Annotated in this window: 12 protein-coding genes and 3 tRNA genes; all 15 read left to right on the forward strand. The window is 54.0% G+C overall.

Annotation, left to right across the window (positions count from 1 at the left end; all coding sequences use genetic code 11):
* The first annotated feature begins 12 nt into the window (after positions 1-12).
* The 15 genes from lon to GPICK_RS07205 all read left to right on the forward strand — a co-directional run bounded on the left by lon (position 13) and on the right by GPICK_RS07205 (position 15645).
* Positions 13-2427, forward strand: coding sequence for an endopeptidase La (lon, locus tag GPICK_RS07145; RefSeq protein WP_039741724.1), 2415 nt, complete (start codon positions 13-15; stop codon positions 2425-2427).
* Positions 2428-2533: 106 nt separating this feature from the next.
* Positions 2534-2610: transfer RNA gene (locus GPICK_RS07150), tRNA-Asp, on the forward strand.
* Positions 2611-2617: 7 nt separating this feature from the next.
* Positions 2618-2693 (forward strand) — tRNA-Val (locus GPICK_RS07155).
* A 22-nt stretch (positions 2694-2715) separates the two neighbouring features.
* Positions 2716-2792: transfer RNA gene (locus GPICK_RS07160), tRNA-Asp, on the forward strand.
* 232 nt (positions 2793-3024) lie between these two features.
* On the forward strand, positions 3025-3768 hold the full coding sequence (locus GPICK_RS07165) for a polyprenol monophosphomannose synthase (protein WP_039745451.1): 744 nt from the start codon (positions 3025-3027) through the stop codon (positions 3766-3768).
* 114 nt (positions 3769-3882) lie between these two features.
* Positions 3883-4995 (forward strand): 6-bladed beta-propeller, encoded by a 1113-nt coding sequence (locus GPICK_RS07170; protein ID WP_236685703.1) that lies wholly within the window; start codon positions 3883-3885, stop codon positions 4993-4995.
* Positions 4995-5810, forward strand: coding sequence for a cytochrome C (locus tag GPICK_RS16935; protein ID WP_236685670.1), 816 nt, complete (start codon positions 4995-4997; stop codon positions 5808-5810). The genes GPICK_RS07170 and GPICK_RS16935 overlap by 1 nt, the downstream gene beginning before the upstream one ends.
* An 11-nt stretch (positions 5811-5821) precedes the next feature.
* Positions 5822-6916 carry a multiheme c-type cytochrome gene (locus GPICK_RS16940; protein WP_084201369.1) on the forward strand — a complete coding sequence of 365 codons (1095 nt, stop codon included), beginning with the start codon at positions 5822-5824 and terminating at the stop codon, positions 6914-6916.
* A 553-nt stretch (positions 6917-7469) separates the two neighbouring features.
* Positions 7470-8681, forward strand: a complete 1212-nt coding sequence (locus GPICK_RS07175; protein WP_039741725.1) for a type II secretion system F family protein — start codon at positions 7470-7472, stop codon at positions 8679-8681.
* Between the two features lie 34 nt (positions 8682-8715).
* Positions 8716-10437, forward strand: coding sequence for a GspE/PulE family protein (locus GPICK_RS07180; RefSeq protein ID WP_039741727.1), 1722 nt, complete (start codon positions 8716-8718; stop codon positions 10435-10437).
* Between the two features lie 47 nt (positions 10438-10484).
* Complete coding sequence (gene pilM / locus GPICK_RS07185) at positions 10485-11384, forward strand: type IV pilus biogenesis protein PilM (RefSeq protein WP_236685671.1); 900 nt, start codon at positions 10485-10487, stop codon at positions 11382-11384.
* Complete coding sequence (locus GPICK_RS07190; RefSeq protein WP_039741731.1) at positions 11384-11923, forward strand: PilN domain-containing protein; 540 nt, start codon at positions 11384-11386, stop codon at positions 11921-11923. Before pilM ends, GPICK_RS07190 begins: the two co-directional genes overlap by 1 nt.
* Entirely contained in the window at positions 11920-12468 is a 549-nt protein-coding gene (pilO, locus tag GPICK_RS07195; RefSeq protein ID WP_039741733.1) for a type 4a pilus biogenesis protein PilO, read from the forward strand. The genes GPICK_RS07190 and pilO overlap by 4 nt, the downstream gene beginning before the upstream one ends.
* Entirely contained in the window at positions 12465-13082 is a 618-nt protein-coding gene (locus GPICK_RS07200; protein ID WP_039741734.1) for a hypothetical protein, read from the forward strand. The genes pilO and GPICK_RS07200 overlap by 4 nt, the downstream gene beginning before the upstream one ends.
* Positions 13045-15645, forward strand: a complete 2601-nt coding sequence (locus GPICK_RS07205) for a cohesin domain-containing protein (protein ID WP_236685672.1) — start codon at positions 13045-13047, stop codon at positions 15643-15645. Before GPICK_RS07200 ends, GPICK_RS07205 begins: the two co-directional genes overlap by 38 nt.
* Positions 15646-15652: the final 7 nt, after the last annotated feature.

Raw genomic sequence — 15652 nt, forward strand, 5'->3', positions numbered from 1 at the left:
CCAGAGGATTGCATGGAATTGAACTCGCACGACGAAAGCATTACGAGAGGGAATCTGGAAAGATTCCCTCTTTTGCCTTTAAGAGATATTGTCGTTTTTCCGCATATGGTTGTCCCGCTCTTCGTGGGGAGGGAGAAATCCATCCTGGCGCTGGAAGCGGCAATGAACGGCAATCGTCTCATTTTCCTGGCCGCTCAAAGGAACGCCAAGACCGAAGAGCCGAAAAAGGAAGATATCTATTCGGTGGGGACGATATCCCAGATCATCCAACTCCTCAAATTACCGGATGGTACGGTCAAGGTGCTGGTGGAGGGGAAACGGCGCGGCACTATCGAATCATTTCTTCCCGTAAACGACTATTTTGTCGTTGATGTTCAGCCGGTCGACGAAATTGCAGATCCGACAGCGGAGAGCGAAGCGCTCATTCGAAGTGCAAAGACGACCTTCGAGCTTTTCGCCAAACTCACCAAAGGGGTGCCTCAGGAAACCTCGACTGCTGTTGCCGGGATAGCCGACCCTGGCAGACTTGCCGATACCCTTGCACCCCATCTGACCCTTAAACTGTCTGATCGCCAGAATCTCCTCGCCGTAGCGAACGGTGCAGAGCGGTTGGAGCAACTCCTTGCGTTTATGGAGGCTGAGCTTGAGATCCTGCAGCTCGAAAACAAGATCCGTTCCCGCGTCAAGAAGCAGATGGAGAAGAACCAGAAGGAGTACTACCTCAACGAGCAGATGAGAGCAATCCAGAAAGAGCTTGGGGGTAAGGACGACTTCAAGCAGGAACTTCTTGACCTTGAGGAGAAGGCTTCAAAGGGGAAGCTGTCAAAGGAGGCGAAGCAGAAGGCGCTTGCTGAACTGAAAAAGCTTAAGCTGATGGCGCCGACCTCGGCAGAAGCTGCCGTGGTCCGTAATTACGTCGATTGGCTCGTGTCCCTTCCCTGGGGCAAGACCAGTCGCGAGAAACATGACATTGTGGCTGCCGAGGAGGTTCTGGAGGCGGACCATTACGGACTTGAGAAGGTAAAGGAGCGGATTCTGGAATTTCTCTCCGTACAGACCCTCGTAAAATCTCTCAAAGGTCCGATACTGTGCCTGGTTGGTCCACCGGGTGTCGGCAAGACATCCCTTGCACGCTCGATCGCCACTGCGACAGGTCGCAACTTTGTGAAGATGTCACTCGGCGGGATGCGCGATGAGGCGGAAATCAGAGGACATCGTCGCACTTACGTTGGAGCCATGCCGGGCAAGATCATTCAGAACCTGAAAAAGTCCGGGAGTAACAACCCGGTTTTTCTCCTCGACGAAATTGACAAAATGAGTTCCGATTTCCGCGGTGATCCGGCCTCCGCGATGCTTGAGGTGCTTGATCCCGAGCAGAACTCCCATTTCAGCGATTATTTCCTTGATGTTGAGTATGACCTTTCCCGTGTCATGTTCATTGCCACGGCCAACAGTACTCACTCGATTCCGCGGCCACTTCTTGACCGCATGGAAATCATTCGACTCGAAGGGTACACGGAGCACGAGAAGCTCAATATTGCCGAGCGGTATCTCGTGAGGAAGCAGGTGGCAGCAAACGGCTTGACCGCCGCCCAGATAAGCATCGGCGAGAAAGCACTTCTGGATATTATTCGCTACTATACTCGCGAGGCAGGGGTACGGAATCTGGAACGGGAAATTGCAACTCTCTGCCGCAAGGCTGCCCATCGGGTGGTAAAAGGCGAGAAGAAAAAGATTGCCGTTCAATTGAAAAATATCAAGGACTTTCTCGGTCCGCGACGCTTTAGAATCGGTCTCGCTGAAGAGCGCGATGTTATAGGGTCTGCCACCGGTCTGGCCTGGACGGAGGTCGGAGGGGATCTTCTGACAATAGAGGTGTCTGTGGTCCCCGGCAAAGGAAAGCTGACGGTTACGGGGAAGCTGGGCGCGGTAATGCAAGAGTCTGCCCAGGCCGCCATGACCTATGTCCGTTCGCGGTGGCAGATACTGGGACTTGAGCGGGATTTTTACCAGAACATCGAGATTCACATTCATGTCCCTGAAGGAGCGGTACCGAAGGATGGACCATCTGCGGGGATAACGATTGCGACTGCCCTAACATCTGCGCTGACGGGGCGGACGGTGCGAAGGGATGTCGCAATGACCGGTGAGATCACGCTTCGCGGCAATGTTCTTGCCATTGGTGGGCTCAAAGAGAAGCTTCTTGCCGCCCGTCGCGGAGGGATTGCCGAGGTGATCATCCCGCAGGATAACCGGAAGGATCTGGAAGAAGTCCCCGGTGAGGTGTATCGGGGGATGGTGGTTCATCCGGTAGCGCATATGGACGAGGTGCTTTCTCGAGCCCTTCTCGGCGAGCCCATTCAGGCGGCAGCGCAAGGTATACCATCGGGGGACGAAATGGCTTCGGAGCCGTTGACGGCTCACTAGGGGAGAAAATACTGCTTGACTCTATGTGCTGCCTTTGTTATAAGAGAAATCCGTTTGCGAGTGGGATGGCAGCGGATTATTGTACCGCATATAGTTGGAACTTACTGGGGTCGTAGTTAAGTTGGTTATAACGCCGGCCTGTCACGCCGGAGGCCGCGGGTTCGAGCCCCGTCGACCCCGCCAATTTAGAGGGCGAATAGCTCAGCTGGGAGAGCGCCAGCCTTACAAGCTGGATGTCGGGGGTTCGATCCCCTCTTCGCCCACCATACAACCGAATATTTACAGTTTGGGGTCGTAGTTAAGTTGGTTATAACGCCGGCCTGTCACGCCGGAGGCCGCGGGTTCGAGCCCCGTCGACCCCGCCAACATCGAAAGGTCATGCATTGCATGGCCTTTTTTGGTTTTGGCTGCGTTGAAATCAGAGAGTTTGATCCACCTCTGTCGGCAGGGTGTTTTTCTTGACGCTTTCGGCGTAATTCGTTTATCATTTCATTAAAACAAGGGATTGTGCTTAGTGAACTCCCCCGCACTGCGGGATTCACCAAGAGAGCCTGTGATTTGCCTTGCTCCATATTTTGCGGAGCGGTGGGGGTGCGATTGAAGGTATTTGCAGTAATACCAACGTACAATGAACGCGACAATATAGAGCGGTTGATTGAGCAGGTCCTCGCGCAACGCACAGATATCGAAGTGTTGATAGTCGATGATAACTCTCCTGATGGGACCGGCGCACTCGTTTCCCAAATTGCTTCCTCTAACCCTCGTGTTCATTTGCTCCACAGACCAGGGAAAATGGGGCTTGGATCAGCCTATCGCGAAGGGTTCAAGGTTGCGCTTGGTCGTGGTGCCGACTTCATTATCGAGATGGATGCTGATTTTTCGCATGATCCCGCTGTACTCCCACGTTTTCTTGAGCAGATGGGAAATTATGATGTTCTTGTAGGGTCACGGTACCTCAATGGTATCAGTGTGGTTAATTGGCCGTTGCGCCGCCTTATGCTGAGTTATTTCGCCAATGTTTATACCCGCCTGATTACCGGTTTGCGAATTCAGGATTGCACCAGTGGCTTCAAGTGTTTTCGGCGAAGCGTTATTGAAGCGATAGAACTTGACCGGATCCGCTCCGATGGCTATTCATTTCAAATCGAAATGAATTATCGCTGCGTTGAAAAAGGTTTTCGGGTCGGAGAAATTCCCATCATTTTCATTGATCGACACTCCGGAAGTTCGAAAATGTCGAAGAGAATCGTCCGGGAAGCTGTTGTTATGGTCTGGAAGTTGAAGGTGGGAACCATTCTGAACAGGATTTTCCGGCGGAGGAGCAGTGACAATGCTTCATGATGGATGGTCAATAGCCTGCGAACTCGGGTTGTGGGGATGGATTGCGTCGACGGTCTGTTTTATCGTCACAGCATTCCCCTCTCGCGGCATTTTTGAAAGAACTCCCGCGTGGCGATGGGGGATGGCGGTCGTCGTTTTTTTCTCGCTATGGATAGTGGGAATGGTTCAGGCATGATACGCATGACTCGTTTCACGTGGCCCTTTCTGATGGCCATGTTTTTGGCCGTTCTCCCTGCATGCACTGCGTTTTCTCCTGCACCGGTTGTCCTTCGTGATCCTGCTGTCGATCTCGTCTGGCCTCCGCCACCTGCCCCTCCTAAAATACGTTTTCTTCGTGAAATAACCGGTCCGGATCAGGTTGTGGAAAAGCAGGGGAAGGTCGGCCAATTCTGGGAAATGATCACCGGTGAGAAGAAAATTTCAGTTCCCTTCTCCGCCCCCTATGGTCTGGTCTGGAATGGTGCCATGCTTTACGTGGCGGATCCCGGTGCCGGGGTAGTCCATTGTTACGATCTTGCTCGGCATGAGGTTGATTATCTTCTCCACGCGGGCAGTGATGAGCAGTTGATCAGCCCCGTTGCCGTTGCACTTGATGGCGCTGGAAACCTCCTCGTGTCAGATTCGGTGAATGCCAGGGTCTACGTCTTTTCCCCGGGGGGAAAGTTCAAGTATGAGCTTGGTCATGGGAAGATTGCTTTTAAGCGTCCTGCCGGGATCGCTGTCAATAGTGCCGGTGAAATTTTTGTAGTTGATGTCTTGGCACATAATTTGAAGGTTTTCTCAGCGGATGGTGCTTATCTCGGTGAGTTCCCCAAACAGGGAAGTGGCGAGCCGCTCAGCTTTCCATCCAATGTGGCGGTGGACCGTACTGGCACCGTTTATGTGACCGATTCGATGAACTTCGCCGTCAAAGTGTACGACCGCGACGGCACTTACCGGCGGAGTATCGGTGAAATTGGGGATGCACCCGGTTCTTTCGCGAGGCCGCGGGGAATTGCCGTTGATAGTGAGCTCCATGTGTACGTGGTTGACGCTACTTTTGATAACTTTCAGATATTTGACCAAGAGGGGCGTCTCTTGCTTTTCGTGGGGAGTAAAGGGAAAAAGGCCGGCGAATTTTCTCTCCCGAGCGGGATATATGTCGACCAAAACGACCGTATTTTTCTAACGGATACATTTAACAGACGGATTCAGGTGTTTGAATATTTGAAGAAGGGTGCTAACTGATGGTCCGAATATTTCTTCTGTTCTCGGTTGTTTCCCTCGCGTTTTTCTGGGCTACAACGGGTCAAGCCGCGAAGGGACCGTTATTCAGACAAGGCGGAAACCCTCATAACCTTTCCTTCAGCAATACCGGTGTAAACTACAAGGCTACCAATGCGACGGACCCGCGCGCCACTCAGGTCTGCATATTCTGTCACACCCCTCACAATGCCCGCGCCCAGACCCCTCTCTGGAACCGTGCCGACAGCACTCAGACCTTTGGCCATTACACCTCTTCAACATTGAAAATAAATAAGGATGCCACTGCCCAAAGCTTGAGCGACTATGTGGCTGAACCGAACGGCTCTTCACGTCTTTGCCTCAGCTGCCACGATGGGGTTACTGCTCTGGGGGCGATTCTCCATGGCGGGTTCGATAATTCCGCTATCGAAATCAACAACAGTGTTTCGACCGTAATGACAGGGGTAAAAGTTTTCAATAAGGCGAAAGTGACCAGCCACCATCATCCCGTTTCGTTCAAGTACACGGCGAACGTTGTTGCCCGACTTAACACTCTTGAGAACCCTACGCATACCTATACCCTTCCGGTAAATTCGACTTCCAATGCCAGGACTTTCATCAAGTTTGACAGGGACCAGCGGGCACAGTGCATCAGTTGCCACGAACCCCATCAGAGTCAGTATCTGGACACTGTTAACAATCCGCCGCTCACCCCGTTCTGGGTCTATGACGGTTCGGGACTTGCAACAGTTTCTCCCACTACAGTCCATGACGAAGTATGCACTGCCTGTCACAACTTTGTCTCACCAAACCCGTAAAAGGACGAATCATGAATTTCGTGCGGGTCTCTCTCGTAGTACTTCTTCTCGCGTTGCCCCTCGTTACGTCAGCCGCTCCCGGCGGGATCGGTATCCATTTGGATCCCCAGTCCGTTCCGCAGGGGTGTTCCACCTGCCACCTGAAATTCAATTTCAAGGCGGGGGGCGGGCCTGAAACCTGTATCGTTTGTCATGGCGACCCTTCACGGCTCAGGCAGCAAAACAGCTCGATGCCCAGAGGGTTTGCTCCGGTGGCACGCGATATGAAGAATATCGAGGCCGAATTCACCAAACCCTATCGGCATCCGACCTTTGATGTCCGAGGAGTTCATGTCGGGAGCGAGACGTTGCCAGAGACGGATTCCCGCGCACCTCGCCATGCGGATTGCGCTGATTGCCACAATCCGCACTTTGTTTCATCGGCGAACAAGTTTGCCGGGATTCGCGGCAAAAGAGTCGGCAACCTGGTTTCGTCCGTTTCGCAGGAATATGAGTTGTGCTACCGCTGTCATGCCGAGAGCGCAAATCTTCCCGGTCGCTACACGAACAAGAGGATGGAATTCAATACCACAAACCCCTCATATCATCCGGTTGAGGCAGAAGGGAAGAATACGGCCGTTGTAAGTCTTCTCAAGCCATACAAAGAGAAAAAAGTGAATGCGGGGGACGTTGCGATGATCACCTGCGGTGACTGCCACGGCAGCGAGAGTTCCTCCTCGCCGCGGGGGCCCCACGGTTCGCTTCACGAGCACATTCTCGTCGACAGCTATTCAACTCGCGACAATCAATCCGAAAGTACCTACGCCTACGCCCTCTGTTACCGCTGCCATAACCGTACGAGTATCCTCGGTAACGAGAGCTTCCGTTATCATGCGCTCCACATTCAGGGGAGCGGCGGACTGGCGGGAGCCAACGGGACATCCTGTTACACCTGTCATAATTCCCACGGAAGTGTCGATAACAGGTATCTCATCCGATTTAATACGGCCGTGGTCTATCCAAATTCCAAAGGGATGCTAAAATTTGTCGAGAAGGGTGTTGCGACGTTCCACGGTGAGTGTTACCTCTCGTGCCACGGAGTTGATCACAACCCCAAATCCTACTGAGGAGAGTCAGCCACGTGACAACTGATAGCGGGAAAGCTCTTTCACTTGTCATGACCCTGCTGATACTCGTTGCGTCATCGGGTGTGGTATGGGCGCAGGGTGAGGGGGGGATCTCCGTTCCGCCAGGAAGTGCGAATCCCCATGGTGGGGATGCAAACTGTGAAGTATGTCATGTTCTGTCTGTGGTCGAACTCAACAATTTTTCTACGGCAGGGAACAAAAAGCGAAACCTCCGTGCCGATTTAGCGGCCGTTTGCCGACAGTGCCATGGTGTCGGGTTTGGTCATGGCGTCGGCAAAAAGCCTGAACTGAACCGCGAATCACTCCCCCTTACCGCGGATGGCACTATCACCTGTGCCGTCACCTGCCACAATATGCACCTCTCGGCTGTATCAGACCGTCATCAGGGGCGCTATCATCTTCGCCTCCCCATTGAAAAGCTCTGCGTGTCTTGTCACAACAAGTAGGTTTCAATCGTGTCACATGATGCCGAAGCCCGTATTTTACGGGTTTTTGGATTCATTTTTTCCAGTTTTTGTGCTAAGAGAAACCCATGTCTCTCTACACCTGCAAGCTCGGCTCCGCCGAAGGGCGAATTGTTGTCAAGGAGTTTGAATCCGTAAGCCCGGATATGTTGCGGACTACGTTGGAAGAGCAGGGTTTTTTCGTTTTTGAAATAAAAAAAAAGCCACTCCAGTTTCTGTGGAATAGAGGGACTTCCCGTCGAAAGGTCGACAACAAGACCCTGCTGGTTTTCAATCAGGAATTTCTGGTTCTGATAAAGGCTGGACTTCCGATCATTCAGGCGCTTGATACGGTCCTCGAACGGAGCGAACGGGGATTACTTCCCGAGATTCTTCGGGAAGTTCGAGAGGACGTCAAGGGGGGGACGGCTCTCTCCGATTCCCTGGAGCGGTACCCACGGGCATTCCCGCACCTCTATGTAGCCTCGATCAGAGCCGGTGAGCGCACCGGTGATCTTCCGATGACAATCCGTCGATACATTGCCTTTCTCAAACGGATCGAAGAGGTTCGGAAGAAATTCCTTTCAGCCCTCGTCTATCCCGCGATCCTTGTAACCGTCGCAACGGTTGCCGTCACGTTCCTGCTCGTCTACGTCGTGCCAACATTCAGTCAAATATATGCCGACGCCGGTTCTCAATTGCCGTTGCCGACACAGATTCTCATTGCGTTTTCTTCGACGTTGAAGCGATATTTCTTCCTGCTGACTGTGTTGCTGATCTTTGGAGGTATGGCAGTGCGGCGTTGGGCTGCCACCGAAACGGGGCGCTACCGGGTTGATGGCCTGAAGATAGGGCTTCCCTTCCTGGGAGAAGTCTTTTCGAAATTTGCGGTTACTTCTTTTACGAGGACCCTCGCCACTGTTATCGGGAGCGGTATTCCGATCGTGGAGTCACTCAAGATGTCAGTCGGGACTCTGAATAATGTGGTCCTTGAACGAAAGCTGCTGGAAGCGGTCGTTAAAGTGGAGGAGGGGACGAGTCTCTCGTCAGCCATAGAATCGGTCCGGATCATGCCGCCCCTTGCGCTCAGGATGCTCGGTGTAGGCGAATCCACCGGCTCTTTGGAGGAGATGCTTTCCGATATCGCCGACTATTTTGAGGGAGAGATTGATGCCCGGCTTCACCTGCTTACCACAGCCATCGAACCCTTCATCATGATTTTCATGGGGTTGGTAGTAGGAGTTATCATCATCACCATGTATCTTCCTATTTTCAAGATCGCGGGAGCGGTTGGAGGCTAGGAAGCTTCATTCCTCAGGGTACATTAGAGTCATTATGAAACATATTTTCAGACGGAAAAATATCGGTGATCTTCTTGTGGAGCGGGGTGATCTCGATCCCGACAAGATTCCTTTTATCGTCGAAAAGCTGAAGATCGGCCACAAACGGTTCGGAGAGATTTGCGTCGAGGAAGGTCTTGTGTCCGAGGAGGCACTGGCCCGGGCACTGTCCGAGCAGTTCGGTATCGAGTTTGTTGATGCGTTGAGGGTGCGGCTCACAGAAGCAGTCATCGGCAAGCTCCCTCCCGACGCCATGCACCGTTACCGTTTCGTGCCGCTGGAAGAGCAGGGGAATAGTCTCGTCATTCTGATCTCTGATCCGACCGACGTCATCAAGCTCGATGAACTGGAGTTGCTGCTTGACCGCCCGCTCATCATCAAGCTCGGCACTGAGTCGGCCATATCCTCAATCCTCAAGAAGGGAGAGGCCACCAGCAGGGTTCTCAAGGAGGTTTCCGAGGACTTCATGCTGCAGCTGGTGCGGGAGACCGAGAAGGGCGAAGAGATCCTCTCAATGGAAAAGATCTCTGCCGATACCAGCCCGATCATCAAGTTGGTGAACTCCACGGTGCTTGATGCCCTCAGCAGGAGGGCAAGCGACATCCACATTGAAACCGCCCAGGAAGGGGTCATTATCAAGTACCGGATCGACGGGGTTCTTTACCTGGCGACCGAGCCCCTTGATATCCATTTTCAGGCCCCCATCATCTCCCGCCTCAAGGTCATGAGCGAGCTCGACATCTCGGAGCGTCGCATCCCGCAGGACGGCCGCTTTAAGGTTCGAATCAATGACAAGGCCATCGACTTCCGGGTTTCCATCATGCCGAGCGCCTTTGGAGAAGATGCGGTAATTCGTATTCTCGATAAGGAGAGTATTGCGTCCGATCTGCGTGGGCTTACGCTGGAAACCCTCGGTATGAATCCCCGTGAGATGAAGCGCCTGAGAAAGAAGATTCGTGAACCTTACGGCATGGTCCTGGTTACGGGTCCGACCGGCTCCGGCAAGACTACGACCCTGTATGCCGCCCTCACAGAGATCCATACCGGTGAAGAGAAGATCATCACCATCGAGGACCCGGTCGAGTACCTATTGAGGGGGATCGTCCAGATTCCGGTGAATGAGAAGAAAGGGCTTACGTTCGCCCGAGGTCTGCGATCCATCCTCCGGCATGACCCTGATAAAATCATGGTCGGTGAGATTCGTGACCCCGAAACCGCCCAGATCGCCGTCCAGTCAGCCCTCACCGGCCACCTGGTTTTTACCACCGTCCATGCCAACAACGTTTTCGATGTCCTTGGCCGGTTCATCCACATGGGGATCGATCCGTACAACTTCGTTTCGAGTCTGAACTGTGTTATGGCCCAACGCCTCGTGCGCAAGATCTGCCCTCATTGCAAGCACCCGACGGAACACTCCGATGCAGTCCTCGTCGAATCAGGGCTTGACCCGCTGCAGTGTCGTGGCGTAACCTTCTACGACTCCCGCGGCTGCGAAGAGTGCAATGGTACCGGCTATCGCGGCCGATCGGCAATTGTCGAGTTACTCGACCTCAATGATCACATCCGTGAACTGATCATATCCAAGGTGCCGGCGGTTCAGCTCAAGGCCGCAGCCAAAGAGGCAGGGACCGTTTTCCTTCGCGAGTCGGCGGTGGAAAAAGTTTTTGCGGGCGAGACGACGCTCCGCGAGATAAATCGCGTTACCTTTGTGGAGTAGGGGACGGGGAATAGGGATTCATGTTATTCAGTCGCACGGCAGTCGGTATGGACATTACCCCGCACGGCATTACGGTGGCGGCTGTGGGGGGGGGCTCGAAAGCTCCTAAGCTGGTCGCTCACGGCAGTGCCGCGTTTCCAGAGGGGAAGCTTTGCATTCTCCATCGCGAGCCGAACGTGCTCGACCCTGGCGTTTTCGTCAAGACGGTGCGAGAGGCGTATCATCGCCTCCTGGTGAAGTCAAACCAGGTGTCGGTATCGCTTCCTGATGCGGCCGGCCACGTCATGATTCTCGACGTTGAAACCCGCTTCCGCAGCCACGAGGAAGGTCGCGATATCATTCGTTGGAAACTCAAGAAGAGTCTCCCCTATGATGTGAGTGATATCCATCTCGATTATCAGACTTTACGCGAGAAAGAGAACGGTGAGCTTTCGGTGCTTGTCGCGATCATTTCCCGCCACGTTGTCACACAGTACGAAGATCTTATTCTTGAGGCTGGCATCCAGCCGAACCGTATTGACTTCACCGCCTTCAATCTCTGTCGTCCCTTTGCGCGCAGACTGGAGTTAGGTGAAAGTTCGCTGTTTGTCGCCTATTATGAGGGAGTGCTGAGCATCCTGGTGTTTTCCGAGGGGATACTTGAGTTCTTCAGAACCAAAGAGCTTGGCGGCACCGAGTCCGATATGAACCGGGTCTTCATGGAAATCAACAGTTCTCTCCTCATCTACCGTGATAAGAACGCCGGGCGTGAGCTGAAAGAGGTCTTCTGTTTTGGGGGGAGCGGAGATGTCGATATGTTCCGTTCGGTGATCAGCGAAGCGAGCGGTGTTGAGCCACAGGCTCTTGAACTCGGGCGTTTCATCACGCTCCCCGACGGGATGGCCGGCGGAAACGGTGCGCCTACATCCCTTTGCGCGGCGTTGGGCGCTGCAATGAGGAATCTTTGATGGAACTGAAGATCAATCTTGCAACCCGCTATTTTGTCGATGCGAGAAAATTCTCCGCTGTGACCATTTCGTGTGCCGTTCTGATGCTTCTCGTTCTCTGGTATCTGGTTGCCACCATTGCAGGCAACGCTGGCAGGGAAAAGCGTCTGACGGCCGATATCGCGGCGTTTCAGGCACGATTCAGCGCATCAGCCCGTGGCGTGTCCGAGAAGGACTACGATGCACTTCTCAAGCGGATCACCGCTGCCAACGGGATTATCCGCAAGAAGTCGTTCGATTGGCTCGTGCTTCTTGATCGCCTGGAAGCTGCAGTACCCAATGGTGTCGCGCTCGCATCGGTCGATCCGAGCCCCAAGGACGGGTCGCTCAAAATCACCGGAATAACTCGCGAGTTTCGAGGCCTGAGGGAGTTTGTCGAAAATTTGGAGAGCACGCCGCAGGTTTCGGATGTTTTTCTGCAAAGTCAGAGTGAAACTGCGGTCGGAGCAACGCAAAAGGGAATCTCCTTTACCGTTATCTGCAAGGTTCAGCTTTCATGACGAAACAGCAATTGCTGGAGCTTTGCCGTTCCAGACCCAAAACCCTGATACTCCTGGTTCTCCTGATCCTCGTGAACGTGGGGCTGGCGGTCTACGAACACACCGTTCAGGAGCCACGGATTGTACGCCTTGAGCAGGAATGGGCCGCGAAACGTTCGCGAAGTGCCGGGGGCCGGGGAGACATTTCTGAAATTTATCGCCAGGGTCTCGCCGACTTGGCCCAATTTCGGGAGCGCGCCCCTCTCAAGAGGGATTTCACCCGTCTGATCATGGAAATCTTTGAAATGGCTTCCAATAATGGCCTCAAGGTCGTTTCAATTGCCTACAAACCAGCTGCATCAAAGGATGGAGATCTCCTGATCAATGGCATTACCTTGAATCTGTCGGGGAGATATGCCGGCATTAAGAGCTTTGTGTCAGACCTGCAATGCCAGCATACGCTCATGACAGTCGATTCTTTCCAGATTGCTTCCGGGAGTGTCACTGAAGAGACGCTGAGCCTCAAATTGGATCTTTCCTTGTATCTTAGGGCGGAGGCGCGATGAACCGGCAGCGGCTCGTTCTCTTCATTCTGCTCGCGGTCCTTGTCGTTTCCTTGGTATACAGTTATTTCAGGATGCCACGACAGCAGACCGTTGGTCAGTTGAGGCATTCACCCGTGGATGCCCGCTCTGCCAAGGTCCCCCCGCGAGCTGTTCCGCCTGCCGACGATGGCAAGAAGCTGCGGTTGGATCTGATGGAATGCCGTCAGGGACGGTTTGCCGGTTTTCGCAGGAATATCTTCAGCCCCATTTTTCATGCCGAAGGGAAGGTGGCAGCAGTTCCGGTCTTGCCGCCGCCGGTCCCTCCGCCGCTGGTCCCGCCGGTTCCGAAGTTGCCCTCACCCCCTCCTGTTGTTGCACCGCCCGAGCCTCCTCCTGTGGTGCGGGATATGGCACGGTTTACCTTTCTGGGGTATCTGAAAAAAGATAATCAGAAGACAATTTTCCTTTCCAAGGATAAGGAGATTCTTCTCGTCCGGCAAGGAGACAAGTTGGCCGGAAAGTACGAGGCAACAAGCGTTACCGACACGGCGCTCACGATTCGGGTGCTGAGCGATGGAAGCGAGATTGTAATCCCGCTTGTTGAGAACAGGCCGTTGGCTGCGCAGGTACGATGAACGACGATCAGGTTCAAGGAGCCTTATGATGCGAACCATGCTCAAGATAGCTTTCCTTCTGTCACTGCTGGCTTTGACCGGTTGCGGTGCGGGACTGACTGCATTCAACAAGGGTGAAAAGTTTGAGAAGGAAGGGCGATTGGACGAGGCGGTTCTGAAGTATGCCGAGGCCGCGGCATCAAGCCCTGAGACCAATGAGTATCGCATGAGGCTCATGAAGGCGAGCGAACGCGCTGCACGTATCCACTTCGAGAAGGGGGAAGAGCTCTTTCATCAGCAGAAGTACGATGAGGCGTTACGGGAGTATCAGAATGCCGTCGCTCTTGACGCGTCCCTGGACCGAGCGCGGCAGCAGAGCGAAAAATTGGTCCGATTCAAGAATTCTCTGGCATATCTCAAAGAGGGGCAGGAGCTCGAAAAAGGGAACAAGCCGCGGGAGGCGCTTCAGTCGTACCGTAAGGCCCTTGATCTCAATCAGGATAACACGGCGGCCAAGGAGGCGCTCAACCGCCTGCTTCAAACCAAGAAGACGCGGCTTGAGGGATATGATCTCAACCTGAAGTCGACCAAGCCGATCACGCTCAAGTTTAAAGATGCCAAGATCAAGGATGTTTTCTATATCATAACCCAGCTTTCCGGCATCAATTTCATTTTCGACGAGGCGGTGAAGGACCAGAACGTGACGGTTCATCTCGAGAACGCAACGTTCGAGCAGGCCCTTGATATTCTCACCAACATGAACAAACTGGGGAAGAAGGTGCTGAACGAGGGCACTCTCATCATCTACCCGAAGAACCCGGAAAAAGCGAAGCAGTACGAAGATCTGGTTGTCAAGACTTTCTACCTCAACTCACTGGATGCCAAGAAGGCGGTTAACCTGCTCCGGACCATGCTCCAGGTCCGCAAGGTTTATGTGAACGAGGAGATGAATGCGATTGTCATCCGCGACACCCCCGATGTTATAGACGTTGCGGGCAAGATTCTTGATGCCAACGACATCCCCGACGCCGAGGTGTTGCTTGAGGTCGAGGTGATTGAGGTCTCGAAGACCAACTCGGAGAATTTTGGGCTCGGACTGAGCCGGCGTGCCGTATCGCTGAATACGCTGGCGCCGGGGGGAGCTTTTCTCGCTGACAGCTTCACCGCCTCGTCGACTACTAGCTCGACGGTCAACACCACCCAGGGAACGCAGCCCACAAACCTTCTGCAGACATTCAGCTGGAAGGGATTTGGCGGCTTCATTACCGTTCCGAGCGCCACATATAATTTCAGCAAGGACATCTCCAATGCCGAAGTCCTGGCCAATCCGAAAATTCGGGTCAAAAACCGCGAGAAATCGAAATTTACCGTCGGAACGCGGGTGCCGATCACAACGACTTCCACCACCGGCACCACCGGCGGGTTCAGCGTCAACGTCCAGTATGTCGATGTCGGCGTGAAGCTCAACGCCGAACCGACCATCCAGCTTAACAACGACGTTTCCATTAAGCTGGGCCTTGAGGTGAGCTCCATCATCGACACGAAGACCGTCGGCGGGACCGATTCGGCAACGACGGTCGTTACTATCGGCACCCGTAACCTCGATACGGTGCTGAATCTCAAGGATGGCGAGACGAGCATTATCGGGGGGTTGATCCAGGACAATAAAACCAAGAGCAAGCAGAAGATATTCCTTCTTGGAGATATTCCGTTCCTTGGACCGCTTCTGTCGAACAACGCAAATACCGGCACCAAGAATGAGCTGATTCTCGCCATTACGCCACGGATAGTCCGGGCGGTCTCCGTGCCGGAATCGGATGTTGTATCCTTCTGGTCCGGCAAGGAAGACGACCCTGCCGTGACCAAGGTCTTTTCCTCATTTGTTCAGGAGCCTGAGTTTGCTGCTCCCGTCGTGCCTCACCAGCCTAAACCCGCAGCACCGGCCAAAGTCTTGCAGCCTGCAGTTCCGCAGCCTGTGACGGCACCTCCTGCTGTTCCTGCAGCGCCGACTACGCCCGTGGCTCCTGCTCCCCAGTCGGCGGTGGCTGTTCCCGCGACCTCGTCACCGACGGTGCAGGCTGTAACACCGGTCCCTGCGCCGGTACCGACAGTTGCAGTTCCAATCCCTCAGGCTGCGGCAGCGCCCGTTGCCGAGGCACCTCAGCCCGTCACCCGAGGAAGCCTTAATATCGCCGCACCGGCGTCCGTCGCCGTTGGGGCGCAATTCCGGGTGGAGATAAAGGCCTCGGATGTCAACGGGCTTGCCAAGGCCCCCTTCGTTCTTCTCTTCGATCCGATCTTTATTGAGTACGTCGGTGCGACCGAAGGGAATCTGCTGAACCGCGACGGCAAGCCGACCAGCTTCAACGCCCTCCCGGAGAAAGCTGCAGGGAAGGTTACCTTCACGTTGGCACGCACTGGCACTGCGGAAGGGGTGAGCGGTTCCGGCACGCTGCTGGCGGCGACGTTTACGGCGAAGAACAAGGGACCGGCAAGCATAGGATTCCAGGGGGTGAGGTTCACCGACCAGGCCAATCGTCCTCTTGATGTTATTCCATACAACACGGTCGTTGAAGTGAAATGACGTGAGG

The organism is Geobacter pickeringii (genome assembly GCF_000817955.1).
Lineage (GTDB): Bacteria > Desulfobacterota > Desulfuromonadia > Geobacterales > Geobacteraceae > Geobacter > Geobacter pickeringii.

Bases quoted from the DNA above. Each gene is read 5' to 3' on its own strand.
- lon (WP_039741724.1), top strand. From the start codon at position 13: ATGGAATTGAACTCGCACGACGAAAGCATTACGAGAGGGAATCTGGAA.
- GPICK_RS07170 (WP_236685703.1), top strand. From the start codon at position 3,883: ATGGGGGATGGCGGTCGTCGTTTTTTTCTCGCTATGGATAGTGGGAAT.
- GPICK_RS16935 (WP_236685670.1), top strand. From the start codon at position 4,995: ATGGTCCGAATATTTCTTCTGTTCTCGGTTGTTTCCCTCGCGTTTTTC.
- GPICK_RS16940 (WP_084201369.1), top strand. From the start codon at position 5,822: ATGAATTTCGTGCGGGTCTCTCTCGTAGTACTTCTTCTCGCGTTGCCC.
- GPICK_RS07175 (WP_039741725.1), top strand. From the start codon at position 7,470: ATGTCTCTCTACACCTGCAAGCTCGGCTCCGCCGAAGGGCGAATTGTT.
- GPICK_RS07180 (WP_039741727.1), top strand. From the start codon at position 8,716: ATGAAACATATTTTCAGACGGAAAAATATCGGTGATCTTCTTGTGGAG.
- pilM (WP_236685671.1), top strand. From the start codon at position 10,485: ATGGACATTACCCCGCACGGCATTACGGTGGCGGCTGTGGGGGGGGGC.
- GPICK_RS07190 (WP_039741731.1), top strand. From the start codon at position 11,384: ATGGAACTGAAGATCAATCTTGCAACCCGCTATTTTGTCGATGCGAGA.
- pilO (WP_039741733.1), top strand. From the start codon at position 11,920: ATGACGAAACAGCAATTGCTGGAGCTTTGCCGTTCCAGACCCAAAACC.
- GPICK_RS07200 (WP_039741734.1), top strand. From the start codon at position 12,465: ATGAACCGGCAGCGGCTCGTTCTCTTCATTCTGCTCGCGGTCCTTGTC.